The sequence below is a fragment of the Gordonia sp. Swx-4 genome, assembly GCF_030316175.1.
Classification (GTDB): domain Bacteria; phylum Actinomycetota; class Actinomycetes; order Mycobacteriales; family Mycobacteriaceae; genus Gordonia; species Gordonia alkanivorans.
On sequence record NZ_CP128197.1, the window covers coordinates 353738 to 377680 of the forward strand.

General features: G+C 67.3%; 25 protein-coding genes, 4 tRNA genes and 1 pseudogene. 19 read left to right on the top strand and 11 right to left on the bottom strand.

The features are described from left to right. The first annotated feature begins 62 nt into the window (after positions 1 to 62). Positions 63 to 563 carry a MarR family winged helix-turn-helix transcriptional regulator gene (locus tag PWF70_RS01500; RefSeq protein WP_006358741.1) on the top strand — a complete coding sequence of 167 codons (501 nt, stop codon included), beginning with the start codon at positions 63 to 65 and terminating at the stop codon, positions 561 to 563. Between the two features lies 1 nt (position 564). Here the strand turns inward: PWF70_RS01500 and PWF70_RS01505 are convergent, their stop codons facing one another. Next, positions 565 to 1533, bottom strand: a complete 969-nt coding sequence (locus tag PWF70_RS01505) for an NAD(P)H-quinone oxidoreductase (protein ID WP_035754307.1) — start codon at positions 1531 to 1533, stop codon at positions 565 to 567. Positions 1534 to 1633: 100 nt separating this feature from the next. On the opposite strand from PWF70_RS01505, the gene PWF70_RS01510 reads away from it, so the two are divergent. The 5 genes and pseudogenes from PWF70_RS01510 (at position 1634) to PWF70_RS01530 (ending at position 4978) form a co-directional block, all read left to right on the top strand. After that, positions 1634 to 1783: a hypothetical protein gene (locus PWF70_RS01510; RefSeq protein WP_006358739.1), complete on the top strand. Its 150-nt coding sequence runs from the start codon at positions 1634 to 1636 to the stop codon at positions 1781 to 1783. Between the two features lie 85 nt (positions 1784 to 1868). Continuing rightward, positions 1869 to 1956, top strand: a tRNA-Ser gene (locus tag PWF70_RS01515). 74 nt (positions 1957 to 2030) lie between these two features. Then, on the top strand, positions 2031 to 2804 hold the full coding sequence (locus PWF70_RS01520; protein WP_035754312.1) for an SGNH/GDSL hydrolase family protein: 774 nt from the start codon (positions 2031 to 2033) through the stop codon (positions 2802 to 2804). After that, positions 2797 to 3735 (top strand): annotated as a pseudogene (locus PWF70_RS01525) (exodeoxyribonuclease III). The gene PWF70_RS01520 and the pseudogene PWF70_RS01525 overlap by 8 nt, the downstream one beginning before the upstream one ends. A gap of 13 nt (positions 3736 to 3748) precedes the next feature. Then, a complete protein-coding gene (locus PWF70_RS01530; protein WP_075863536.1) occupies positions 3749 to 4978 on the top strand; it encodes a multidrug effflux MFS transporter in 1230 nt (409 codons plus the stop codon). A gap of 100 nt (positions 4979 to 5078) precedes the next feature. Here the strand turns inward: PWF70_RS01530 and PWF70_RS01535 are convergent, their stop codons facing one another. Then, a complete protein-coding gene (locus tag PWF70_RS01535) occupies positions 5079 to 5894 on the bottom strand; it encodes a class I SAM-dependent methyltransferase (RefSeq protein ID WP_241549250.1) in 816 nt (271 codons plus the stop codon). A gap of 173 nt (positions 5895 to 6067) precedes the next feature. Between PWF70_RS01535 and PWF70_RS01540 the strand changes: the two genes are divergently transcribed. After that, positions 6068 to 6742 carry a winged helix-turn-helix transcriptional regulator gene (locus tag PWF70_RS01540; RefSeq protein ID WP_006358734.1) on the top strand — a complete coding sequence of 225 codons (675 nt, stop codon included), beginning with the start codon at positions 6068 to 6070 and terminating at the stop codon, positions 6740 to 6742. Between the two features lies 1 nt (position 6743). Here PWF70_RS01540 and PWF70_RS01545 read toward each other — a convergent pair whose 3' ends face one another. The 4 genes from PWF70_RS01545 to PWF70_RS01560 form a co-directional block, all read right to left on the bottom strand. Then, positions 6744 to 7727: an alpha/beta hydrolase gene (locus tag PWF70_RS01545; protein ID WP_006358733.1), complete on the bottom strand. Its 984-nt coding sequence runs from the start codon at positions 7725 to 7727 to the stop codon at positions 6744 to 6746. Between the two features lie 121 nt (positions 7728 to 7848). Continuing rightward, positions 7849 to 8649 carry an ABC transporter permease subunit gene (locus PWF70_RS01550; RefSeq protein ID WP_035754319.1) on the bottom strand — a complete coding sequence of 267 codons (801 nt, stop codon included), beginning with the start codon at positions 8647 to 8649 and terminating at the stop codon, positions 7849 to 7851. Further along, positions 8646 to 9560, bottom strand: a complete 915-nt coding sequence (locus PWF70_RS01555; RefSeq protein WP_286352815.1) for an ABC transporter ATP-binding protein — start codon at positions 9558 to 9560, stop codon at positions 8646 to 8648. The genes PWF70_RS01550 and PWF70_RS01555 overlap by 4 nt, the downstream gene beginning before the upstream one ends. 7 nt (positions 9561 to 9567) lie before the next feature. Further along, positions 9568 to 10665, bottom strand: coding sequence for a magnesium transporter CorA family protein (locus tag PWF70_RS01560; RefSeq protein WP_286352816.1), 1098 nt, complete (start codon positions 10663 to 10665; stop codon positions 9568 to 9570). A gap of 148 nt (positions 10666 to 10813) precedes the next feature. Here PWF70_RS01560 and PWF70_RS01565 point away from each other — a divergent pair, with 148 nt between their 5' ends. Continuing rightward, the gene (locus PWF70_RS01565; RefSeq protein ID WP_286352817.1) at positions 10814 to 12049 is read left to right on the top strand and encodes a hypothetical protein; all 1236 of its coding nucleotides are present in this window, start codon (positions 10814 to 10816) and stop codon (positions 12047 to 12049) included. On the opposite strand, the gene PWF70_RS01570 is transcribed toward PWF70_RS01565, so the two are convergent. Beyond that, the gene (locus PWF70_RS01570) at positions 12023 to 12502 is read right to left on the bottom strand and encodes an acyl-CoA thioesterase (RefSeq protein WP_006358728.1); all 480 of its coding nucleotides are present in this window, start codon (positions 12500 to 12502) and stop codon (positions 12023 to 12025) included. The genes PWF70_RS01565 and PWF70_RS01570 overlap by 27 nt on opposite strands. 202 nt (positions 12503 to 12704) lie before the next feature. Between PWF70_RS01570 and PWF70_RS01575 the strand changes: the two genes are divergently transcribed. Next, on the top strand, positions 12705 to 13697 hold the full coding sequence (locus PWF70_RS01575) for an alpha/beta hydrolase (RefSeq protein WP_286352995.1): 993 nt from the start codon (positions 12705 to 12707) through the stop codon (positions 13695 to 13697). A 13-nt stretch (positions 13698 to 13710) separates the two neighbouring features. On the opposite strand, the gene hisC is transcribed toward PWF70_RS01575, so the two are convergent. Beyond that, complete coding sequence (gene hisC, locus PWF70_RS01580) at positions 13711 to 14778, bottom strand: histidinol-phosphate transaminase (RefSeq protein WP_035754329.1); 1068 nt, start codon at positions 14776 to 14778, stop codon at positions 13711 to 13713. A gap of 117 nt (positions 14779 to 14895) precedes the next feature. Here hisC and PWF70_RS01585 point away from each other — a divergent pair. Then, positions 14896 to 14987: transfer RNA gene (locus PWF70_RS01585), tRNA-Ser, on the top strand. 36 nt (positions 14988 to 15023) lie between these two features. Then, positions 15024 to 15096: transfer RNA gene (locus PWF70_RS01590), tRNA-Arg, on the top strand. Between the two features lie 61 nt (positions 15097 to 15157). On the opposite strand, the gene helR is transcribed toward PWF70_RS01590, so the two are convergent. After that, positions 15158 to 17338: an RNA polymerase recycling motor ATPase HelR gene (gene helR / locus PWF70_RS01595; protein WP_081724859.1), complete on the bottom strand. Its 2181-nt coding sequence runs from the start codon at positions 17336 to 17338 to the stop codon at positions 15158 to 15160. 488 nt (positions 17339 to 17826) lie between these two features. Here helR and PWF70_RS01600 point away from each other — a divergent pair, with 488 nt between their 5' ends. The 3 genes from PWF70_RS01600 (at position 17827) to PWF70_RS01610 (ending at position 20394) form a co-directional block, all read left to right on the top strand. Then, positions 17827 to 18573 carry a hypothetical protein gene (locus tag PWF70_RS01600; protein ID WP_035754333.1) on the top strand — a complete coding sequence of 249 codons (747 nt, stop codon included), beginning with the start codon at positions 17827 to 17829 and terminating at the stop codon, positions 18571 to 18573. 51 nt (positions 18574 to 18624) lie between these two features. Next, on the top strand, positions 18625 to 19275 hold the full coding sequence (locus PWF70_RS01605; protein WP_035754335.1) for a putative glycolipid-binding domain-containing protein: 651 nt from the start codon (positions 18625 to 18627) through the stop codon (positions 19273 to 19275). 126 nt (positions 19276 to 19401) lie between these two features. Then, positions 19402 to 20394, top strand: a complete 993-nt coding sequence (locus tag PWF70_RS01610; RefSeq protein WP_035754036.1) for an IS481 family transposase — start codon at positions 19402 to 19404, stop codon at positions 20392 to 20394. Here the strand turns inward: PWF70_RS01610 and PWF70_RS01615 are convergent, their stop codons facing one another. Continuing rightward, positions 20395 to 21369: a prephenate dehydrogenase gene (locus PWF70_RS01615; protein ID WP_035754337.1), complete on the bottom strand. Its 975-nt coding sequence runs from the start codon at positions 21367 to 21369 to the stop codon at positions 20395 to 20397. A 79-nt stretch (positions 21370 to 21448) separates the two neighbouring features. On the opposite strand from PWF70_RS01615, the gene PWF70_RS01620 reads away from it, so the two are divergent. The 5 genes from PWF70_RS01620 (at position 21449) to PWF70_RS01640 (ending at position 23404) form a co-directional block, all read left to right on the top strand. Continuing rightward, on the top strand, positions 21449 to 21991 hold the full coding sequence (locus tag PWF70_RS01620; RefSeq protein ID WP_006358720.1) for a tRNA adenosine deaminase-associated protein: 543 nt from the start codon (positions 21449 to 21451) through the stop codon (positions 21989 to 21991). Between the two features lie 10 nt (positions 21992 to 22001). Further along, complete coding sequence (locus tag PWF70_RS01625) at positions 22002 to 22466, top strand: nucleoside deaminase (RefSeq protein ID WP_006358719.1); 465 nt, start codon at positions 22002 to 22004, stop codon at positions 22464 to 22466. Between the two features lie 121 nt (positions 22467 to 22587). Continuing rightward, a complete protein-coding gene (locus PWF70_RS01630; RefSeq protein WP_006358718.1) occupies positions 22588 to 22857 on the top strand; it encodes a hypothetical protein in 270 nt (89 codons plus the stop codon). A gap of 169 nt (positions 22858 to 23026) precedes the next feature. Continuing rightward, positions 23027 to 23236 (top strand): CsbD family protein, encoded by a 210-nt coding sequence (locus PWF70_RS01635; protein WP_006358717.1) that lies wholly within the window; start codon positions 23027 to 23029, stop codon positions 23234 to 23236. A gap of 77 nt (positions 23237 to 23313) precedes the next feature. Next, positions 23314 to 23404, top strand: a tRNA-Ser gene (locus PWF70_RS01640). A gap of 31 nt (positions 23405 to 23435) precedes the next feature. Here the strand turns inward: PWF70_RS01640 and PWF70_RS01645 are convergent. Then, positions 23436 to 23897 (bottom strand): MarR family winged helix-turn-helix transcriptional regulator, encoded by a 462-nt coding sequence (locus PWF70_RS01645; protein ID WP_127961910.1) that lies wholly within the window; start codon positions 23895 to 23897, stop codon positions 23436 to 23438. Between the last annotated feature and the right edge of the window lie 46 nt (positions 23898 to 23943).

Sequence of the window (23943 nt, forward strand, 5' to 3'; positions counted from 1 at the left end):
CAACCCCGCACGGTATTCACTATTGCGCGTCCCGAATTAACAACAATGTATGTTGTCCTGTTGTGTCGGGAAACAAGGATGATCGAGCATCAGGTCCTCCGCGGTCACTCACCTCTGCCGAGGCCGAGAGTTGGTTCTACCTCGTCGACGGTGGATGGGCGTTGTTCGCGCGCGTCAACGACGAGTTCGTAAGGCGCGGCCTGTCGCTGTCGGACCTGCGCATCCTCGAGGCGATCTCGCAATCGCCGAAGCTGGGTGTCAGCGAGGTGGCCGACACCGTGCACATGCGCGTCAGCACCGTGTCGCGCATGATCGCGCGACTCAGCGAGGTCGGCGACGTCGAACGACTCGAGTCGAAGGCGGACGGGCGCCATCGACTTGTTCACCTCACCGATCAGGGCCGCGAGACTCTTGCCACCCACGTCCATCTCCGCGACCGGGTCATCCGGAGGTTCGTCGTCGACGCGATGAGCCCGGATGAGTTCGCCTGTCTCGGGATCGCGTTCCGCAAGATCAAGGAGGCGGTCGCCGCCGCCGACGAGGAGTCGGCCCCCGCTCGCTGACCTACTCCACCGTCAGCAGGACCTTTCCGATGGCGTCACCGCTGTTGAGGTGGTCGTGCGCCGCGGCGGCGTCGGCCAGGGGGAAAGTGCGGTCGACGACCGGCTCGACCTTCCCGGCTTCGATCAACGGCCACGTGCGGGCCATGGTCGCCGCGACCACCTCGGCCTTGCCGCCCGGCCCGTGAACGGGACGGGCGCGCAGCGTCGTGCCCATCACCGACAGCCGCTTGGCCAGCAGCAGGCCGATCGGGAGTTCGGCTTTCGTGCCGCCCTGCATCCCGATGATCACCAGACGTCCGTCGGTGCTCAACGCCTTGATGTTCGACGACAGGTACTTCGCGCCGATGATGTCGAGGATCACGTCGGCGCCGCCGTTGTCCTTGAGGATCTGGGCGAAATCGTCTCGCGTGTAGTCGATCAGGATCTCGGCGCCGTATTCGCGGCACCGGTCGAGCTTGGCCTGGGTGCGGGCGGTGACCGCGACCCGGGCGCCCATCGCATGCGCGAGTTGTGTCGCATGGGTGCCGATGCCGCTCGATCCGCCGTGGATGAGAAGCAGCTCGCCCGTGCTCAGGTGCGCGGTGTCGAAGACGTTCGACGACACGGTGCACGCGACCTCGGGGAGCGCGGCCGCCGACACCAGGTCGACGCCACGCGGGACCTGCATGACCTGCTCGGCGGGAACCGCGACCTTCTCCGCGTAGCCGCCGCCGGCCAGGAGTGCGCACACCTCGTCGCCCACCGCCCAACCGGACACCTGGTCACCGAGCGCGGAGATCCGGCCGGACACCTCGAGACCGAGCGTCTCCGAGGCACCGGGCGGCGGCGGGTAGTTCCCGGCTCGCTGGAGGATGTCGGCACGGTTGACACCGGCCGCGACCACGTCGATCACCACCTCACCGGCAGCCGGCGACGGGTCGGGCACGTCCTGCACGGACAGGTTCTCGGATTCGACGACGATGGCTTTCACCCTGTCGATGGTTCCACATGGGGCACCAGAACCACGGTGTCCCGCGACGTCCCGGGCCGAACCGGTGTTCACTCGGCTTCGGTGGGCGGACAATGGGCTCATGTCCACTCTGTTCTGGATCATCATCACCGTGGTTGCCATCGGCACGATCGCAGGCGGGTTGCTGCGCATGCAGGCCTGGCTGCGGAAGCCGGCTCCACCCGAGGTGATCGAAGCGGCGCGGCGGGAGCGCGAAGCCGAGGAGGACTGACTCGGAGCCGCCTACCACCAGATCAGCGCGGCGCAATGGGGTGCTGACGGCCGATGTCCGTGTTTGACGTACTCTTGCTGGTCAGGGAAGCGTGGCAGAGCGGCCGAATGCACTCGCCTTGAAAGCGAGCGTGGGTAAAACCACCGGGGGTTCAAATCCCTCCGCTTCCGCCAGGATCGCCGTGTGGCGCCTTCGCGAATCTGTACGTGAGGCACGACACGGCACGCGGCGTCCTAAGATCTTCGCCGTGCAGTTCTCGAGGTTCGTCGCCATCGGTGACAGTCAGACGGAGGGTCTGGGAGACCCGCACCCGGAGTACGAATTCCGCGGGTGGGCCGATCGCCTCGCCGAGCGGATGGCGGTACTCAACCCGGATCTGCAGTACGCCAATCTGGCGATCCGTGGGAAGCGGACGCGGCAGGTTCTCGAGGATCAGCTCGAACCGGCGCTCGCTCTCGAACCGGATCTCGTCGCCGCACCGCTCGGTATGAACGACGTGATCGGCCGCTCTGACCTCACCCAGGTGCGCGCCGACCTCGATGCGATCTATCGGCGACTCGCCGATTCGGATGTCACTGTGATCGTCTCGACCTTCCCGAACATCGTCCGCACCATCCCGTTTGCCGCCCGAAAAGAGCACCGGTTGCTGGAGCTGAACGCGATGAATCGCGAGTTCGCCGCGACCTACGGTTTTATCCTCGTCGACCTCCACGCCGCACCGGTGTTGACGGACCCGCGATCGTGGTCGTCGGACCGACTGCACGCCTCGCCGTTCGGGCATGAGAGGTTTGCCGACGCTGCCGCGCATGCCCTCGGTCTCCCCGACGCGACCGACGACTGGGGCAATCCGCTGCCACCCGCACCGGTTTCGCATCCGGTGGCCGCCCTCGTTCGCGACACCCGGTGGGCGGTCGAGTTCTTCACGCCGTGGCTCATACGCAAGCTCCGCGGGGTCTCCCTCGGCGACGGCCGCGATCCCAAGCGGCCGTCACTCACCTCGATCGTCGTTCGGGATGTCTGAGGTTGAGGGAGCCGGATTCACCGTTGCGTCGTTCAACGTCAACGGGATTCGGGCGGCGCGTCGGCGCGGCTTCGACGTCTGGCTGGCACAGCGCGATCCCGATGTCGTGGGCCTGCAGGAGTTGCGGTGCGGCATCGACGATGTCGGTGAGTTCGCCGGTTACACCGCGGCAGTCGACGTCGGCACGATCCCGGGACGAAACGGCGTGGCGATCCTGACCCGCACCGCGCCCGCCGCAGTGCGTACCTGGCTGACGCATCCACCGAAGGCGCGCGGGCTGAACGCTTTCGCGCTCGAAGGGCGGTATGTCGAGGTCGATCTGGCCGACCGGCCCCTCACCGTCGCGAACATCTACCTACCCAAGGGCGGTCTGCCCGCGGAGTTGCAGCGGCCCGGTTCGATGCGGGAGAAGCCCGATGGCGGCGCCAAACATGCACGCAAACAACGGTTCTTGGCGGCGTTCGCCCACGAACTGCAGCGCAGCCGGCTCGCGGCACGCCGCGCCGGGCGGGAGTTCCTTCTTCTCGGCGACCTCAACGTCGCCCACCTCGAACACGACGTCACCAACTGGCGTGCGGCCCGCAAGATGGAGGGCTTCCTGCCCGAGGAACGAGAGTGGTTCGGTGAGATCACCGGGTAGCGCCGGCTCGTCGACGTGGTGCGTGCGTTGCACGGCGACCGGCCGGGCCCGCTCACCTGGTGGAGCTGGGCGGGGGAGTCCTTCGTCAAGGACGTCGGGTGGCGCATCGACCACCATCTCGCGACACCGGGGCTCGCGCGTCGGGCGCGGTGGGTCGAGGTCGACAAGGAACCGACGCCGGATGTCCGGCTCTCCGACCACGCGCCCCTCGTCGTCGAATACGCCGAGGTCAACGACGGGGAGAAGGGGTTGTCAGACGGTCCGCGACCCGCAGGTACTCAGCTGGGCTGATAATCTCCCGCCGGTGACAAGCTCTGCTCCGACCACCCGCGACGGCCTGGGTGCGCGCCTCCTGTTCACTCTGGCGCTCCTGTCGGCGACCGCACCGATCGCGACCGATCTGTACCTGCCCTCGTTCATCGACGTCCAGGACGCTCTGCACACGGACGCCACGCACGTGCAGTTGACGCTGACCGCGTTCCTGATCGGTGTGGGTGTCGGCCAGGTCATTTGGGGTCCGATCTCGGACCGGTTCGGCCGGCGTCTCCCGCTGATCATCGGCTCTGCCGGCGCAGTCATCGCCGGTGTGGTGGTGGTCGCGGCACCGAACATCGAGGTGCTGATCGGCGCCCGGTTCGTGCAGGCGCTCGCGGCGGCGTCCGGCATGGTCATCGCCCGCGCCGTCATCGCCGATCTCCTCCGCGGATTCGCCGGCGCCCGGTCGATGACGCTGATGATGAGTATCCAGAGTCTCGCACCGGTCATCGCACCGCTCGTGGGAGGTGTTCTCGCAGGACATGTTCCGTGGCGCGGCATCCTCGCGGTGATCCTGGCTACGGCCGTATCGCAGCTGATCGGTGCGGTGACCTCGGTGCCGGAGACCCTGCCGCAGGAGCGTCGTGCACCGCGACTTCGGTTCGGGGACCTACTCGGTCGGCTGAAGCGCCCGGCGTTCATGGCCTACGTACTGACGCAGGCCTTCGCGTTCGGCGCGCTGATGGCCTACATCTCGAGCTCGTCATTCGTGTACCAGAACGTCATCGGAACGTCGGAGCTGGTGTACGGCTGCGCCTTTGCGGTCAACGCGCTGGGGATGATGGGTGGAGGACTGATCTCGTCGAGGCTGGCGCGTCGGCAGGTCCATCCCGCGACGACCATCAAGCGCAGTCTTCCCGTGTTGATCCTCGCCGCGTGCGGGGTGCTCGGCGCGGCGGTGTCGTCGGTGCCGGTCCTGCTGGTTGTCCCGCTGTTTGTCCTCGCCACGGCCATCGGCTTCATCTTCGGCAACGCGGCCGCCCTGGCCATGGAGCACACCCACGACGCCGCGGGCGCCGGCAGTGCCATGCTCGGCGGGATCATGTTCCTCGTGGGTGGCGCGTTGTCCCCGCTGGGCGGCCTCGCCGGCGACGACACCGCCGTACCGATGGCCTGCATCATGATCGTCTCGTCGATCCTCACCGCGGTCTGCTTCGTTATCGGCCGGCGCTACGTCGCGCGCAACCCGGAATCGGAGGCGGCGTTCGCGCACGCGTGACCCGCGCCCGGGCACACTCGCTGGTTCCGGCCAGAAGCGCCAGCCGGAAGTGGCGCATCTGAGGGGAAGTCGCGATTGTGCCACGCGGCGGGGACGGGGCTCACACGACGGTGAGCACAGCCTGCAGGTACTCCCACTCCATGCGGCCGTCGGTGATGTGCCGGTCGGCTAGCTCGGCGATGGCGGAGTCGAGTTCGGCGACGCGGGTCGGGTCGTCGGCGATGTTGCGGAAGGTCACGATCGTCGGGCCGTAGTGGGCCTTGAAGAAGTCCCGGAACGCGGCGCCGTCGGGGAACTTGTCGATCTCCACCGTCGTGGTGGTGAACCGGTGATCGGTCACGCGGCCGTCGAACAGCGATCGCACATGGTCGGTGCTGCCCCACAGCGGTCCGGGCTGTGCTCCGGGAGGCGGCGGCGGTGCATACGGCTTCATGACGCCGAACAGTTCGCCGATGAAACCCGTTGGCGTCCAGTTGATCAGGCCGATCCTGCCGCCGGGTCGAACGACGCGGACGAGTTCGTCGGCGCACCGCTGGTGGTTGGGCGCGAACATGACGCCGACGCAGGAGGTCGCGATGTCGAAGTCGTCATCGTCGAACGGGAGGTCCTCGGCATCGGCGGTGCGCCAGGTGATGCCGAGATCCTTGTGCCGCGCCTCGCCGGTTTCCAGCAGCTCGGGGGTGAGGTCGGTGGCGACGACGTGACCGCCGGCCCGGGCCGCGGGAACCGCGGCATTGCCGGCACCGGCCGCGACGTCGAGGACCTTCTCGCCGGACTGGATGTGCAGGGCGTCAACGAGGCGCCTGCCCAGCGGTGCGATCAGGTCGGCGACGGCGGGGTAGTCGCCCGACGCCCACAGCTTGCGGTGGCGCGCCTTGATCTCGGCGTCGAACGGGGTGGGTTGGATCGTGGTCATGGTGGTGAACCTCGTGCTCGTGGTGTCGTGTGCAAATCCGGACAACTCGAGCTTCCGCCGTCTCCTCCGCTCCCTCTAGACCAACATCTGTACCGGTTCCGGTTCACATTCTGTACTGGTCATCGACGTGCCGCGGGTGTGTACTGGGATTCAACGACGCAAGGGAGGATGCGATGACGTCGTATGGACAGTTCTGCCCGGTCGCCAAGGCCATGGAGCTCCTGGATGAACGCTGGACGATCCTGATCGTCCGCGAAATGCTCTTGGGCAGCCGTCATTTCAACGAACTACGACGCGGCGTACCGAAGATGTCGCCGGCGCTGCTCACCAAGCGGCTCCGCAGTTTGGAACGAGCCGGGGTCATTCGGCGTTCGGACATCGGTGGTCGTTCGGTGTACTCACTGACCGACATGGGCCAGGAGCTGACCACTGTGGTGGAGGCGTTGAGCCAGTGGGGGATTCGCTGGGTCGGAGAACTCGGAGACGCCGACCTCGACCCTCACCTGCTGATGTGGGACATGCGCCGCACCATCGCCGTCGAACGATGGCCACGGCGACGGACCATGGTGCAGTTCAGGTTTCGCGATGTCATCGGTAGGTCGGGAACCTGGTGGCTCGTCGTGTCGGGCGACGACGCGCAGGTGTGCGATTTCGATCCCGGTTACGAGGTCGACGCCACCATCGTGACCGATTTGAGAACCCTGACCGAGATCTGGCGCGGCGACATCGACTGGCGGTACGCGCTCAGCGCCGATCGAGCCGAGGTCCACGCCCCGGCGGAGATCGCCCGCGAGATCCCGTCGTGGATCGGGCAGAGCCTCTCGGCGGCCATCCCGCGTCCCGCGTGAATCAGCGCAGTCCGATCGAGCGCATCAGGATCGGCCAGGACACAGCCAGTTCGTCCTTCCAGTAGCCCCACTTGTGGGTGCCGCTGGGTCGCAGGTTGGAGGTGTAGGGGATGCCGAGTTGCTTCAAGCGGTTGCTCATCTGTCCGGTGCAGGTCCAGCTGCCGAACTCGCCGATCATGCCCTGGAAGGTCTCGTCGATCGGGTCGGAGAGCAGGTTGTTGTACTTCCCGGGGAGGCCGTTTCCCGACGACATGTAGATGGTCTTGCCGCGCAGCTCCTCCGCGTTCACGTAGGGATCGTGGGCGCTCCACTCTGGGTCGCCCATCGGGCCCCACATGTTGTTCGCGTTGCCGCCGCCGCGGCTCACGTCCCATCGGGTGAGCAGCTGGTTCTGGGGGCTCGAGATGTTGGCGCAGTCGCTGTACCCGGCCACCCCGCGGTACAGCGCGGGGCGTCGGGTGGCGAGGGTCAGGGCCGCGACCCCGCCCATAGACGCCCCGGCGATGGCGTTGCGACCGTTGCCGCCGAACTCCTCGTCGATAAGCGGGGGCAGTTCCTCGGTCAGGAACGTCTCGTACATGTACTTCTTGCCGACGCCGGGATCGACTGCGCGCCAATCGGTGTAGTAGCTGTGCGGATCGCCGACCGGCGTCACGACGTTGAGCTTCTCGCCCGCGGCCAGCTGCTGCAGGTTCGTCATCGCGTACCAGCCGGACTCCTCGTCGTGTGCTTCGGCGCCGTCGAGCATGTACAGCGTCGGTCGCTTGGTGTCCCCGGCCGGATGCTGGACGTCGACGGTGATCTCGCGACCCATCGACGGCGACCAGATCTTGAGGCGCTCGCGTCCGTCGAAGGCGGTGGTCGAGACGATGCGGGCGGTGTCCTGGTCGGCGACGGCGGACGGGACTCCCGGGGTGAGTGTCAGCGCGACGAGTGACACCCCGACCGCCACCAGTGCCCCGGTCAGCGTTCGGTGTCGTCGCATGCGGCATCCCCTCGTCGTGGGTCGAGTAACCCGTCGAGTATGGGGCAGATGTGACGGATGGGACAGGTGTTGTGACCGGATTGCAACGACGGGCTCGGCATACGCCCCGTTGATGCGGGAGCTAAGCGATGTCGCGTCGCAGCGTGGTGTACCGCCCGATCACCGCGAACGCGGCGATGTACACCAGCATCACGAGAGCACCGGCCCACTGCGGGAGCAGATCCCCGGCGCCCTCACCCATGCTGGCGTAGAAGCTCGTGCCGACCAGGGCGTCGGCCGCCGACCCGGGCAGGAACTTCGACACCGACGTGGTGGCGTCGAAGGAGGCCAGCGCGATCCGGGCGATCGGTTCGACGAGCTGGGTGAACGCCAGCAGGATGACGATCGAGGCGACCTGATTTGAGACCACCGCCCCGAAGGCGACGCCCAGCGCCGTCCACAACACCATCACGAGCATCGACAGGACGATGACCTCGATGGTCGACGTGTCGCCGAGGAAGGCGCCGTCCCCGAGGAGCGCGAGGACCGGCGCGGCGGTCGCCACCACCGCGAGCGTGCCGAGGATGCCGTACAGCGCGCCGATCGGAATACCCGCGATCAACTTGGCCACCAACAGGATTCCGCGTCGCGGTTCCACCAGGAGGCTGGCGGTGATGGTCTTGTGCCGGAACTCGCCGGTCACCGCCAAGCTGCCGATCACCAGCGCGAAGACATATCCGATCGGTGAGGTCAGTGCGTAGATCGACCGCGCGAGGTCGCCACCCGAGAGCAGCACCGGCTGATTCATCGCATCGTCAGCGGTCATCGAAAAGGCAAGGACGGCACCGATGAACGCCAGGTATCCGACCATCGCGATGAGCAGCACCCACCACATCCTGGTGGAGACGAACTTGCGGTATTCCGCGACCAGCGCCGCCTTCATCGCTCAGCTCCCATCGACGGCGTGGCCGAACCGGTAAGTTGCAGGAAGACGGTCTCGAGATCGGCTCCGGCGTCGGTGAGTTCGTGCAACTCGATCCCGGCGCCGAATGCCGCGGAGCCGACGGTGGCCGTGTCGACACCATGGACACGGAAACCGCCGGGGGCGTCCTCGATCCGCCAGTCGCGTTCGCGTGCCAGTGCCACGAACGACGCGGGGCTCGGGGTCCGGACCCCAACGGCGTGGACGGCGAGGTCCTCGAACTCGGTCAGGGTCGAGGCGCGAACGAGCCGGCCGTTGCTGATGACCACCACGTCGTCGACGGTGCTGCGCACCTCTGCCAGAACGTGACTCGAGAGCAGCACCGTCCGACCTTCGCGTGCCAGCGATCGGAGGAGTCCGCGCAGCCAGACGATGCCCTGTGGATCGAGACCGTTCGCCGGTTCGTCGAGGATGATCACGCCCGGATCGCCGAGCAGTGCCGTCGCCAGGCCCAGGCGCTGGCGCATGCCCATCGAGTAGCCACCGACCCGACGGTCCACGGCCCCGGTGAGTCCGACGAAGTCCAGTAACTCCCGGCACCGTGTGGTGGACACTCCGACCTGCGGTGCCAGGGCCTCGAGGTGCCCGAGTCCGGTGCGGCCCGGGTGGAAGCTCGACGCCTCCAGCGCCGCCCCGACTTGCTGTGCGGGCCGACGGATCTGCCGGTACGGACGGTCGCCGATGAGCGCGCGGCCGGCCGTCGGCTCGACGAGACCCAGCAGCATCCGGAGGGTGGTCGTCTTGCCCGAACCGTTCGGTCCGAGGAAGCCGGTCACGCGCCCCGGCGCGACCGTGAACGACAGTTCGTCGACCGCGGTGACCGCGCCGAAGCGCTTGGTCAGACCATCGATCGTGATGGCAGGGGAGTTCAACGTCGGGTCACAACCAATCGCGGCGTCGGAAGGAGATGTACAGGCCCAGCACGACAACAACTATCAAACTGATGCTCATGACGAAACCAAGCGTGTCGAGGTAACCCGGAAACGGCACATTCTGTCCGTAGAAGCCCGTGATGGCCGTCGGTACCGCGATGATCGCCGCCCAGGCCGTCAGCTTCTTCATCACCGTGTTCAGCCGTGCGTCGGCGAGCGTCAGGCTGGTCTCGAAAACGGTGGTGATCATGTCCCGCAACGATTCCGTCCACTCGGTGGCGCGCAGGGCGTGGTCATACAGATCCGAGAAGTGGGGATCGAGTTCGGGTGGTGCATGGTTGTCGAAGCGGCGCCGCTGGATACCGGCGATCACCTCCCGCATCGGCAGGACCACGCGCCGCAGCACGACGAGGTCCTTGCGCAGATCGTAGGTACGGCGCTGGAGCTCCCGGCCCGGCACGCGCTCGTCGAAGAGCAGCGCCTCGAGGTCCTCGATCTCGTCGTCGAGCAGCTGGACCGCGTCGAAATGCCCGTCGACGACGACGTCGAGCAGGCCGTGGACGAGGGCGCCCACGCCGTACTGCATCGCGCCGCTCTCCGACCAGCGCCGGACCACCTCGTCCATGTCGAAGTCCGGGGTCGGACGCACGGTGATCAGGACGTTCTGCTTGACGAAGATCGAGATGCGGTGCAGGTCGAACAGCCGCGGCCGACCGTCCGGTGATGCCCGGACGGCGGTCCCCGCGGCTCGTTCCGCGACATCGTCGGACGACTCCTCACCGGACTCGCCGTCGTGCAGCGTGATCGCGTAGACCATCACGAACGTGTGACCCGAGTACATCACCGTCTTCACACGTTCGGCCGCCGCGACGGTGTCCTCCACGGCGAAGGGATCGAGGTCGAGTTCGGCCGCGACCCGCGACAGTGTCTCGTGCGTGGGGCATTCGAGATCGGCCCATATGAGGGTGCCGTCCTGGTCGGCGTCGAGGCAGTCCGAGATCGCCTCGATGTCGAACCCGTCGACGGCCTCGCCGTCGCGCCAGAGCTGGCCGCGTATCCGCTCGTTCGCGTGTCGTCCGGTATCGGCCTCGACGGAGTCGGTCATGCCCACATCGTGACAGCACGAACGCCTCGGGCGAACCCAGGTGAGGAGATCACGGTCACCCCGGCGTGTCGGAAACCGCGGGTAGCATCGAAATCGGTGTTTGCGGAAACGGGGGCGCACCGATTCTCCCAGGTAAGGCGGCAATGGCATGGTCGAGAACGGCTCGAGAGGGCAGAGGCGGATGCCTGCGCGCAGCAGCGAGCAGATCCGCGAGTGGTGCGACCGGTCGGCACTGCCGGGTGAGCGTCGCGAACTGTCCGACACCGCCGCGCTGCTCGTCGCGGCCGGTTACCTGACTCCCGGGGGCCGCGCGATCGTGGTGCGCAGGATCTCCACCGGCCGCCCGATGCCGACGGTCCCCGCCGGGTTCGGCGACCTGCGCCGTCTGCAGCGCGCGATCGTCCAGCTCGAACACCAGCTGTCCAGCCCGGTCGTCCCGAGCGTCGTCGGCGCAGTCATGCGCAACCGGCTGAACGGTCTCCAACGACGCCGCGAGGACGCGCGCAAGCACATCGTGACCGCGAAGGGCGTCCTCGCCTCGGGGACGCGCGCGATCCGTCGCGAGCGCCGCGAGAACATCTACCTCGAGATCGAGGAACGCGAGCGGCTCTTCTCCGGTCTGCTGTGCACGCCGACCCCGAACGTCAACTCCTCGGGCTACGTCCGACGCGCGGGCACCGCGGCCATCGACCGCATCGCCGGCGTCGTCGGGCAGGTCGCCGCGAAGTCGGGCAACCCGCAGGCCGGGCAGTGGGCCGATCAGCTCCTGACCGCCGGTCGCGACTCGGCGCAGGCGGGCGCCCCGCGATCGGCGACCTTCGTCGACGGTTACGAGACACTGCTGTTCATCGCGGGCCACTATTACGACCGCATCGTCGGCAACCCCGCGTGGCGTTCGGACCACTTCGAAGTGCAGCGCACCCAGGTCAACCTCCACGCCGAGCTGGCCGAGATCGCCGCCGACGTGATCGGCCTGCGAGCTGTTCGCATCGACCTCGACCGCGCGAAGCGCAACGGCGGATTCGACCGCACCTTCGCGGCCCAGATAGACCAGCGAGAGACGACGCTCCGCCCGGTGTGGAGTGAACTCATCGATCGCGTCCAGGCACTCGGCGAGGTCGCGCACGTCGTCGAGTCGGCCGCCGTCGAACTCCAGGTGCTCGCCGAATACAACAAGGCGATGACGTTGGACGACCGCATCGACGCGCTGATCGCGCGTTCGGGAGATCGGGAGATCTCGGTCGACAACACCATGCGTCTCACCGAGCAGGTGCGCAGCGGCGAAGAGCAGCTTCGGATCTACCGGGATGTGTTGCAGGGCAACATCGCCCGGATATCACCGGCCGTACCGCGGGAGCTACCGGCTCGCTACGAGCCGTCGTGACCAGGCCTTGAGGTAGTCCTTCTCGCCGGGGCTGAGACGCCGGAGAGTGTGTTTCTCCACGTCGACGACGGCCATCTGGGTGCTCGCCACACACGCCGGGCGGCTCACCGGGTCGGCATGTGCACCGCGGATCTCGTAGCCGATGGTGAAGTCGACCGACCGGAAGTTCTTGATCCACATGCCGATTCGCAGTGGCGAGTCGTCGTGTCTGAGTTGGGCCTGGTACCGGATGTCGACGTGGACGATCATCGCGCTGGTGATCAGCGGGGTGTACTCCTCGCCGGCGCTCAGGAGCCAGGCGATGCGCGCCTCCTCCATGAGGGTGACCATGCGCGCGTGGTTGACGTGCCCGAAGGCATCCATGTCCGACCACCGGACCCCGACCTCCGCGACGAACGCGTACGCGGAGTCGTCGAGCCCGCCGTCCTCGAGACCGGTCTTCGCTGCGTTCATCGTGACTTTCGCTCGGGGACAGAGATTGTGTGGCGATTGGTATCGGATCGGCCACTTCCGCGGCGTCTCGCCGTGCCGACCAGCAGGTAGTCTGACAGTCTAGATGTCCGCCACGTGTCCGGTTGTCCGGTGCGGTGCAGTTACATGGCGAACGGTGACTTCCGGTGCGGTCGGGGTTCTGCCGGGTAGGGAGTTTGACGTGATATCGAGGCGTTTGATCGCGGGTCTCGCCAGTCTGGTGTTGACGGCTGCGCTGACCCCCGTGGTGGCCCAGGCGGCACCGCGCACGACCGAGCCGAAACCGGTCGCGCGTATCGCGAAGACCGTGAAGCTGAGTGCGCAGCGCACCGATGTCTGGGTGTACTCCCCGGCCATGAAGGACCGCATCCGCGTCTCCGTCCTCACCCCGCCAGGCGCAACGGGTCCGCGATCGACGGTGTACATGCTCGACGGTGCCGGCAACTACAAGGACGTGAGCGACTGGATCACCAAGGGCCGTGCCGGCCGGTTCTTCGCCGACAAGAACGTCAACGTGGTGCTCCCCGCCGGAGCGTCGGGCACCTTCTACACCGACTGGAAGCGCAAGGACGCGAAGCTCGGCAAGCCGATGTGGGAGACGTTCCTGACCAAGGAGCTGCCCCCGCTCGTCGACGAGCGGTTCAACGGCAACGGGCGCAACGCGATCATCGGTCTGTCGATGGGCGGGCAGGCGGCGTTCGCGCTCACCGTCCGGAACCCGGCGATGTACACCGGCGTCGCGTCGCTCAGCGGCTGTCCGCCGGTGTCGGGGCCGTTCAACGAGGCGTATGTGCGCTCGACGGTCGGCCGTGACGGCGGCGACGCGACCAACATGTGGGGACCGTTCGGCTCGGCCGGATGGCGCGCTCACGACCCGACTCACCATCTGGACAAACTCCGCGGGAAGAACATCTTCCTCTCCGCCGGGTCCGGGGCCATCGGTCCCCTGGACCTGCAGCGCCGGATCGACCCCGAAGAGGGCACCCGCGACGTCGTGACGGCTTCGTCGTCGGCCTTGGAGCTGGGTGCCTACCGCTGCTCGCTCGAGTTCGCGGTGACCCTGCGAGCCGCCCGCATCCCGTACACCAATGGCTTCCGCCTCATCGGCACCCACACCTGGGGTTACTGGGAACGCGACCTCGCGGTTGCGTGGCCGACCCTCGCGCGCGGTCTCTAGCCGGGTCCGCCAGCTAGGCCCGTGCTCCGCCCCAGTTCTCGGCGAACGCCAGGAAGACGTCACCTTCGACGGCATTGGTGACCGTCACGCGCACGCCGTCACCGTCGAACGGACGGATCACCACACCGGCGTCGACGCCGGCCCGGGCGAAGTCCATCGCGGCCTCGCCCAGATCGAGCCAGACGAAGTTGGCCTGCGAGTCGGGCACCCGGTAGCCGGCGGCCCGCAGCCGATCGGTCACGCGGGTACGTTCGGCGACCACGGCGTCGGTCCGGGCGACGAGCTCGTCCGCGGCCTCGAGGCTCGCGATCGCGGCCGCCTGCGCGACGCTGCTCACCGAGAACGGCACGTGGACCTTGCCGAGCGCGGTGATGACCTCGGGGTCGGAGATCGCGTAGCCGACGCGGAGACCGGCGAGGCCGTACGCCTTCGAGAAAGTGCGCAGGATCACGAGATTGGGAAACTCACGACGCAGTTCGAGTGCGTCGTAGGCCTGGCTCTCCGGCAGTCGCAGGTACTCGAAGTACGCCTCGTCGAGCACGACCAGGATGTCCGACGGCACCTTCTGCAGGAAGGCTCGGAGGTCGGCCGCTTCGACGACAGTGCCCGTCGGGTTGTTCGGGTTGCACACGAACATCAACCGGGTCCGGTCGGTGACGGCGGCGGCCATCGCGTCGAGGTCGTGGGTCAGGTCGCCGGTGAGCGGCACCTGAACCGGCGTCGCGCCCGCGACCCGGGTGGCCAGCGGGTAGGTCTCGAACGAGCGCCAGCCGAAGACCACCTCGTCGCCGGGGCCGCTGGTGATGGTGATCAGGTTCTGGCAGAGGATCACCGATCCGCAGCCGACCTGGACCTCGTCCTCGGTGACGCCGAGTTTCTTGGCGAGCGCTGCGGTGAGTTCGACGATCCCGTTGTCCGGGTAGCGGTTGACTCCGGCCGCGGCGGCGGCGATGGCGTCGACGACGCTCGGCAGCGGACCCTCGGTGACCTCGTTGCTCGCGAGCTTCACGGCCCCGGGAAACGTCTTGCCCGGAACGTAGACGGGAAGGGTGTCCAGATCGGGGCGGATTCGCAGGCTCACCAGACCAATGTAGGCCGACCCGCCAGAGGGGCAAAAACCGGCTCTGACCAAACGGTTTGCTTGTGGACGCAGCGGGTGTGTAATCTTTCGTCCGGCAGTTCGAAAGGACTCCGCCAAGGAGGCGTGCCAGAGCGGCCGAATGGGACTCACTGCTAATGAGTTGTCTCGCTAAAACGGGACCGGAGGTTCAAATCCTCTCGCCTCCGCCACCGCAGTCGGCCGACGGCGGTACAACTGAATAACACGCGCCCGTAGCTCAACGGATAGAGCATCTGACTACGGATCAGAAGGTTTGGGGTTCGAATCCCTACGGGCGCACAGAAAATGAACCCGCCACCGGCTCCCGGTGGCGGGTTCATTCGTCTGCGACGAACGTGATCTACGTGTCTGTGGTGAGCACCACCAATTCGTTCGTCGCCCGCGTCATCGCCACATACCGATCCACGGCGCCTTCGATCCCGTCACCGAACGACTCCGGATCGACGAGCACCACGAGATCGAACTCGAGCCCCTTGGCGAAGGTCGGGGTCAACGACCGGACCCGCTCGTTCTCGGCGAAGCCCGGGTCGCCGATGACGCAGACCAGTCCTTCGTCATGCGCGGACAACCATTCGTCGACGACCCCCGCGAGCTCGGATCGTCGTCCGTAACGGACGGGCAAGCCGGTGCGGCGTACCGAGGTCGGGACGTTGGCGTCGGGCAGCGTGGCGCGGATGACCGGTTCCGCGGCGCCCATGATCTCCTCGGGCGTGCGGTAGTTGATGGTCAGCCCCGCCAGGGCGACGTCGCCGAACCCGACCCGCCGCAACCTCTCCGACCACGACTCGGTGAATCCGTGACGGGCTTGTGCACGGTCGCCGACCACCGTGAAGCTCTTCGACGGGCAGCGGTCGAGGAGCATCTGCCACTGCGCGTCGGTCAGCTCCTGCGCCTCGTCGACGACGATGTGCGCGAATGGTCCGGCCAGCGGGTCCGCGGTGCCGGTGTCGGCCACGACGCCGTCGTCGAGCGCGTTGCGCAGATCCTCTCCGCGGAGCATGGTCATGAGGCCCTCGCCGTCGTCGTGCACCCCGGCTGCGATCAGGTCGTCGACCACCTGGTTCATGCGATCGCGCTCGGCCGCGACGGTCGCCCGACGGTGGCGTCTGCGCAGGGCGGCTTCGGGGTCCCCGACCCTGCGTCGCGCAGCGTCGAGCAGCGGGAGGTCGGCGTCGGTCCAGGCGTCGGGGATGTCGCGCTGTAGGGCACGCACCTCGTCAGGTGTCAGCCACGGCGCACACCGGCGCAGATAGGCGGGCACCGACCACAGATCGCCGACGATGTCCGCCGGTTGCAGAACCGGCCACGCGCGATTGAACGCCGACGTGAGCTCGTGGTCGGTGGCGAGCGCACGCCGCAGTGCGCCGAAGGGAACATCGTCGTCGTGCTTCGAGGCGATGATCGAGACGAGTTCCTCCCACACCTCGTCCCGGCCGTCGTTGTGCGGCGTGCCGGGCTCGGGCACATCGAACGCCTCGGTCCAATCCGATGCAGTGAGAGTGACTTCGGCCCAGGGCGTTTCGACGACAAGCGGCGTCGTCGGTGGTTGCTCGTAGAACTCCACCGCCGGCTCGACAGCCCCGACCATCCGCGCCGACGACTTCAGTCGTGCCACGCGATCGTCGGATTCCGTTGTCGCCGAATCCCCTTCGACGACGAGATCGGAGAGCGTGCACGTCTGCACGCTCTCCTCGCCGAGGCTCGGCAGCACATCGGCGACGTAGGCGAGGTACGGGCGATGCGGACCGACGATGAGGAGCCCTCCGCGGTTACCGGCGAGTCGAGGGTCGGCGTAGACGAGATAGGCCGCCCGATGGAGGGCCACCACCGTCTTGCCCGTCCCGGGGCCGCCGTCGACGACCAGCGCGCCGTGGGAGCCGGCACGGATGATCGCGTCCTGATCGGCGGCGATAGTGCCCAGCACGTCCCGCATCCGCGGCGAACGGACGGCGCCCAGGTCGGCGATGAACGCCGACTGGTCGTCGAGAGCTGCGTGACGATCAAGAGCAGCCGGGTCGTCGACGAAGACCTCATCCCAGTAGTCGGTGATCCGCCCTTGCGTCCAGCGGTAGCGGCGTCGACTGACCAGTCCTGCGGGATCACGCAGGGTCGCGGCGAAGAAAGGTGCCGCCACGGGTGTACGCCAGTCGACGAGAAGGGTTTGGCCGGCGGCATCGGTGAGACCGAGCCGGCCGATGTAGAGCACCTCACCGTCGGCGCCGACGATGCGCCCCAGGCAAGCCTCGAGGTCGAAGCGTTTCAGAGCCCGCACGCGGGACAGGGTCTCGTGAATCTCCAGATCCCGATCCAGGGCTCGACGTCCGCCGCCGCCATCGGATCGGCGAAGCGCCGCGATCCGGGAGTTCGCGTCGGCGATGCTCTCGGCGAGGCTCGTGGCGATCGAGGCGAAGTGTCGCTCGTCGTCGGCGATGAGAGCGGGGTCAGCCTTGACGGACAGCCTGGGCGGCAGGTCGAAGACAGTGCTGGGTTCAGGGGCGAGCGGGGCGGACGGCACGGACAAGGCGGCTCCGATGGTGCGATGCGGGTGGGACTTCCGGCAGGTGGGAAGGCGATTCTGCACCCGGTGGGGGGTCTTGCGGCAAGGCCCCGTCCAGCGCTTATGGTGAAGAGGGAAAAACTTTCGGACACCGAGCGGGTCACGGATGACGACGCGCCGGCGCCCATCTGTTGCACGCTGTTTCCAGTTGTGTGAAGGTGGCATCAGTTCACTCGGTGAACTATTTCGGCGGGGCCTGTCAGGGGGCTGCCGCCCCCAGATACTGGGGGTAGGGGCGGCAGCGCCGGCATCGGTCGAGGACGCCTCGACCCCCAGAGGCCGGCTGTCCGCGCGTGGGAAGTCATTTCGAGAAGCAGCCGATTTCATTTGGTCAACCGGATCCGCGTCGGATCGAACCCCAAGCGACCTGTATTTCCGGACCGCGCGGGGTCACTACCATCGCGACCCGCCGTAAGGTCGAAGACAGACGACACTTCGACCGGAGGCCGACGATGGGACAGCCGTACGGCGGGCCGAACCGCGACGCCCGCGACCCGCGGGATCACGGCAACGATCCGTATACGCAGACATCCGCGTCGCCGCAGCTGTACCCGCCGCTCGGCTACGCCCCGGACGGCACCGCCCTGTTCACGCCTGGCCAGCCGACGAACACCGAACTCCGGATCGCCGAGCAGGCCGAACGCGAAGAGGCTCGGGCCGCCGCCGAGTCGACAGCCGGGGCGGACGACGAGTCCCGCATCCCGAAGGTGTCCACGACGTCGCTCATCGTCTGTCTCGGACTCGTCGTGCTGGTGGCGGTGGCGATCGTCGGGTTCAGCGGCATATTCCGGAACGAGCCCACCGAGCCGCCGCTCGCCGACCCGCCCACCACGATCGACACGGTCCCGCTTCCCCGCACGTTCGAGCCGCCGCGGCTGACCCCCGACGGTCCCGGCCGGTCGGCGCCCGGCGGACCCGATGAGCGCGTCAACCCGCAGGACAAGCCGGTGACCTACGAGGTCGCCATCGACGGCCAGGCGACCATCCTCTACGTCGACTCGATGGGCCTGCGGTCGGAGTTCGCGCCGTCGAATCCGTGGAGTGTCGAGTTCACCGGCAGCGACAATCCGTTGCGTCTGCTCGTGATCGCCGGGACGGGGAGCGGCGCCAAGTGCTCGATCACCGTCGACGGCGAGGTGGTCGTGGAGGACACCGTGACGGCGTCGTCGGCCCGACGCACCGCCTCCTGTATCGCCTGACCGGCGTCTCCACGGTCGTCCACTTGGTGGAGTGACCAGCACGTCCGATGTGTGATCGGTCCGTCGGCTCGCTACCGTAGACGTGTGAGTTCCCCGCAGACAGCCCCCGAGAGCGGGCAGTCCTCCGCCACCACGGACGAGTTCAAGACAGTGCTGACGTGGCGTGGTGAGGACACCGATCGACTCGAACAGGTGCGCCTGGTCGTCTCCGGCGCGCGCATGAAGGCCTACGGCCGGATCATCGCCGCCAAGACCGACGACCATGAGGCCTTCTCGGCGTCGTACGAATTGCAGACCACGGAGTCCGGCGTCACCAAACGCCTCACTGTGCACCTCATCTGCGAGGCGGGGGAGACCCAGTTCGGCATCACCCGCGACAACGAGGGCACCTGGCTCATCCGGCGCCCCGACGGCGAGATCATCCGGTCGGACTTCGACGGTGCCGAAGACGTCGACCTCGCCCTCTCGCCGATGTTCAACGCGCTTCCGCTGCGCCGCAAGGCATTGACTGAGGCAGACGGGGCCGTCGACGTCCCGGTCGTGTACATGTACCTGCCGAGCGGCGAGGTCAAGGCGGCCACGATGTCCTACACCGCCACCGCGAAGGGCATCGACCTCGTGTCGCCACTGGCCACCACGACCCTCACGCTCGATGACAACGGGTTCGTCACCGACTACCCGGGACTCGCCCGACGGGTCTAGCTGTACTGCCCAGGCAGGTTGGTTGAGGGATTGCGACGACACGCGGTAGTGGGTCGTTGAACAGCGAAGGTCTCCCGTCGTGAAGTGGAGCTGCTACGACACACACTTCACAACCGGGAGACCTTCGTGGTTCACGCTAACGCACCTTTGACCCCCAAGGGCCGACTACTGCTGGCCCGTCGCATCGTCGATGACGGCTGGCCCATCGTCAGGGCAGCCGAACACTTCAACGTTTCGTGGCCGACCGCCAAACGCTGGGCCACTCGCTATGTCGAGATGGGCCCAGAGGGCATGTACGACCGCTCGAGTCGTCCTCATCGCAGTCCGAACCGCACCCCCGAGCCGATCAAACGCAAGATCGTGGCCCTGCGGTGGCGTCAGCGCCTCTCACCCCAGGCGATCGGCTCCCGACTGTCGATGCCGGCCTCGACCGTGCACGCGGTGCTGGTCCGATGCCGGCTCAACCGGCTCTCCCACATCGACATCCGCACTGGGGAAGTGATCCGCCGCTACGAGCACCCTCATCCGGGCTCGATGATCCACGTCGACGTCAAGAAACTCGGCAACATCCCCGTCGGTGGCGGCTGGCGGTTCGTCGGACGCGCCAAAGGACGCAAGAATCGGCAGGCCACGCCGGGAACCCGCCGGAGCAAGCACCACAACGAACTACTCGGACATGCCTTCGTGCACACCGTCATCGACGATCACTCTCGCGTCGCCTATGCCGAGATCCATGACGACGAAACCGCTGTCACCGCAGCCGGAGTCCTTCAGCGAGCCGTGGGCTGGTTCGCGGCCCGCGGCGTCACTGTCGAACGAGTCTTGTCCGACAACGGTGGCTGCTACCGCTCAGCGTTGTGGAAGCGCACCTGCACCGAGCTCGGAGTCACGGCGAAGTACACACGCCCCTACCGGCCGCAAACCAACGGCAAGATCGAACGGTTCCACCGGACCATGGCCGCCGAATGGGCTTTCGCCCGGCACTACCGGTCCGAACAAGCCCGACGCGCAGCGTTGCCAGGATGGTTGCACACCTACAATCACCACCGGCAACACTCCGCCATCGGCCGGAACGTTCCCTTCAGCCGCTTGACCAACGTCCCTGGGCAGTACAGCTAGCTAACCCACCCAGACCCTGCCCTGGTGCGCCTGGCGGCGGAGTTCCTCCTGCCAGCCCGGCTCACCGATGGTCACCCCGCTGATCGGCTCCGGCTCGCCATCGTGCAGTCGCTCGTATGCGACGCGTGCGCGATGCCCGTCGTCGACCAGGATCTCCGCGGTCCCGTGGTCGCGCAGCTCGTCGCGCGCGGCGATCAGCCGGTCGATGGTCTCGCTGAGCACATTCAGGACGGCGATGCCGTTGGCCTCGATCATCGCCCGCTGCAGCGCGGGCGCGGTACCGGCTACCCGGGTGCCGTCGCGGAAACTGCCGGCCGCCAGACGCAGAGCCAGGTCGCTCTCGCCGGCACCCACAGCCGCGGTCGCGGCCGCCGTCAGATGCGGCATGTGCGAGATCGCGGCAACGGCACGGTCATGGGCGTCGGGCGCCACCGGCACGACCCGCGAACCCGCCAGCCGGGCGATCGACGCGACGGCCAGCCAGTCGTCGGCGTCGGTGTGATCGGTCGTGGTGACCGCCCACATCGCCCCCTGGAACAGCGTCGGATCGGTTGCCGACCAGCCCGACCGGCTCGTCCCGGCCATCGGATGGCCGCCGACGTACCGCGCACCGGGATGCGCCCGCGCGATCACCTTCTCCACTTCCTGCTTGACGCTGATCACGTCGGTCAGCAACGCGCCGGGCGCATGTTCGGCGATGGCCGAGAGGATCGGCTCGATGGTCGTGACCGGCGTCGCCAGCACCACGACGGCACCCGTCTCGGCCGCCCGGCGCAGGGTGGCGACGAGATCTGTCGACGCCTGGTACCCGTCGGCGGTCGCTGCCTCGACGGTCGCCGACGAGCGGTTGTAGCCGAACGTCTCGTGGCCGGCGTCGTGCAGGACGCGCAGCAGCGAGCCGCCGATCAGACCCAGACCCAGCACGCACACCGGCGTCGTGGGCACAGAACGCGAGGACGACGAGTCAGCAGTCACGCCGACAACGTTCCCATACCTTGATCGCTGCTCGTCCCGGGACTTGGGACTGCCGGTGATAGCGGCTACGGTTTCTCCCATGGCCGGTGCCGGATTTGGGAAGTCGGGGTCGAACGCGCAGGACGTGGACGACGACATCGACGGTTTCGCCGTCGCGGTGGTCCGTGACGAGAGCGGATGGAAGGTCTCTGCGCTCAAGCCGTCGGCGCTCTCCGATCTCGAGGACGCCGAGAGGCAACTCCGCGAGCTCCGTTCCGCCGGTGCGGTCTTCGGACTGCTCGACGTCGACGACGAGTTCTTCATCGTCATTCGTCCCGCGCCGACGGGTGCTCGTCTACTGCTCTCCGACGCCACTGCGGCGATCGACTACGACGTCGCGGCCGATGTCCTCGACGCCTTGAACCTCGACGTCCCCGACATCGACCCGGACGAGCTCGACACCGTCGACCCGTGGGAAGAGGGAGACCTGGCGGTCCTCGCCGACCTGGGCCTGCCCGACGCGGTCATGAGCATCATCGTCGGCGACACCGACCTCTACGCCGACGAACAGCTCGGCATGATCGCCGCCCGACTCGGCTTCGCCGACGAACTGGGCAAGGTTCTCGACTCGCTCGGACACTGACCGGCTCCTGATGAGCGCCCCCGCCTGGGAGAACATGGTCCGCGCGGCGCTCGACGCCGCATCCTTGTCGGGTACCGACGACGTCCCGATCGGTGCCGTGGTCTTCGACCCCGAGGGCGTCGAACTCGCGCGCGCGGCCAACCGCCGGGAAGCAGACGGTGACCCGACCGCTCATGCCGAGGTTCTCGCCCTGCGCGCCGCCGCCCAGGCGTTCGGTGACGGCTGGCGACTCCCCGGCTGCACGATCGCGGTGACCGTCGAACCGTGCACGATGTGCGCCGGTGCCATCACGCTCTCGCGCGTCGACGCACTCGTGTTCGGGGCATGGGAGCCCAAGACCGGGGCGGTCGGGTCCCTGTGGGACGTCGTGCGGGACCCGCGACTCACCCACCGCCCCCAGGTGAAGGGCGGGGTACTCGAGGACGAGTGCCGGGCGCTGATGGTCGACTTCTTCGCGACGAAGCGCGAGCGCTGAGGGCGGCTGTCAGGGGCCGGCGACAAAAAGATCGGTGGGATCTCAGGGTCGCGACCGATGGTCGGCGCTGTGCTGCTCTGGCAGATTGGACTGGTACCGACCAGATCCTCGAGGAGAAGCCATGTCCGACCCGGCCGACAAGGTCACCGCAGCCTTCGACACCGCCAAGTCCAAGATCAACGAACTGGCCGAGAGCGGCAAGGTGCAGGAAGCACTGGGCACCGCCCGCGACAAGATCGACGAGTTCGTCGAGAGCAAGCAGGTCCAGGATGCGCTCGGCACCGCCAAGGACAAGCTGAGCGAACTCGCCGAAAACGAGAAGGTCCAGGAGGCCGTGACCACGGCCAAAGACAAGATCACCGAGGTCGCCCAGAAGTTCAACAACCGCTGATCATCCTCTGACCTGCGGTTCTGCAGGCCGGGGAATGTCTGTGGCACGGTGGGAACCAGGAGTCAGCTCCTTCGAGCGACGCCCGCGTCGAGCCACCGGCGCGTGAGGTCGCCGAGTTCTTCCACCTCGGCCGGCACCAGGCCGCGCCGAACCTCACCGAGGAGGCTTCATGGGAACCACTGACGACGCCAAGAACAAGGCCGAAGAGTTGAAGGGCCGTGGCAAGGAAGCCGCCGGCAGCCTCACCGACGATCAGAGTCTGAAGAACGAGGGCAAGGGCGATCAGGCCCACGCCCAGGGCAAGCAGAAGATCACCGAGGCCGCCGACGCCGTCAAGGGCAAGATCGACGACGTCAAGGACAAGCTCACCGGCCACTGATTGTCCGCTGCACCCGGTTTTATGGCTCTGACCAGCTGATTTAAGACTCAACGCCCTGCTGCGGTACAGTCTTTCGCGGTGGCGTGTCCGAGCGGCCGAAGGTGCAGCACTCGAAATGCTGTGTGCGGTAACCCCGTACCGAGGGTTCAAATCCCTCCGCCACCGCCAGGAATGACCCCCTATCGATTCAGGTAGGGGGTCATTTCGCTTCTCCGGGAGCCGTTAAGTTGCCGGCGACGTCGTCCCGAAGTGCTCGCAGGGCGTCTTCGGTCTCGGCGGCCCGGTGCGCGCCGACAGCCGCCTCCCATCGGACACGGATCTGCTCGAACGCAGCACTCCCGATCGCGATCGCCTCGCGACCGTGCGCGGTGATCTGCAGACTCTTGCGGCGCGCATCGTCGGTGTCTGCCGCTCGTTCCACGTAGCCCAGTCCCTCGAGCGTGCTGATGGTCTTGGCGGCCGCCTGGCGGGAGACGCCGAGGTGCCGGGCGAGGGAAGCGGCGTTGCCCGCCCCCTCCTCGATGGCCTCCATGGCGAGCTCATTGGAAACCGTGAGGCCCGCATGCCCGGCCTCGGTCAGTTTCTCGGTGACCTCGCGCGTCATCGCGTCGAAGGTCTCGACCAGCATGCGGGCGAACTGTGCGCCATGAGAAACGTCCACGCCGGGAGATTACTGCGCGCCTCGAGATGTTGACAACCTAGTTGTC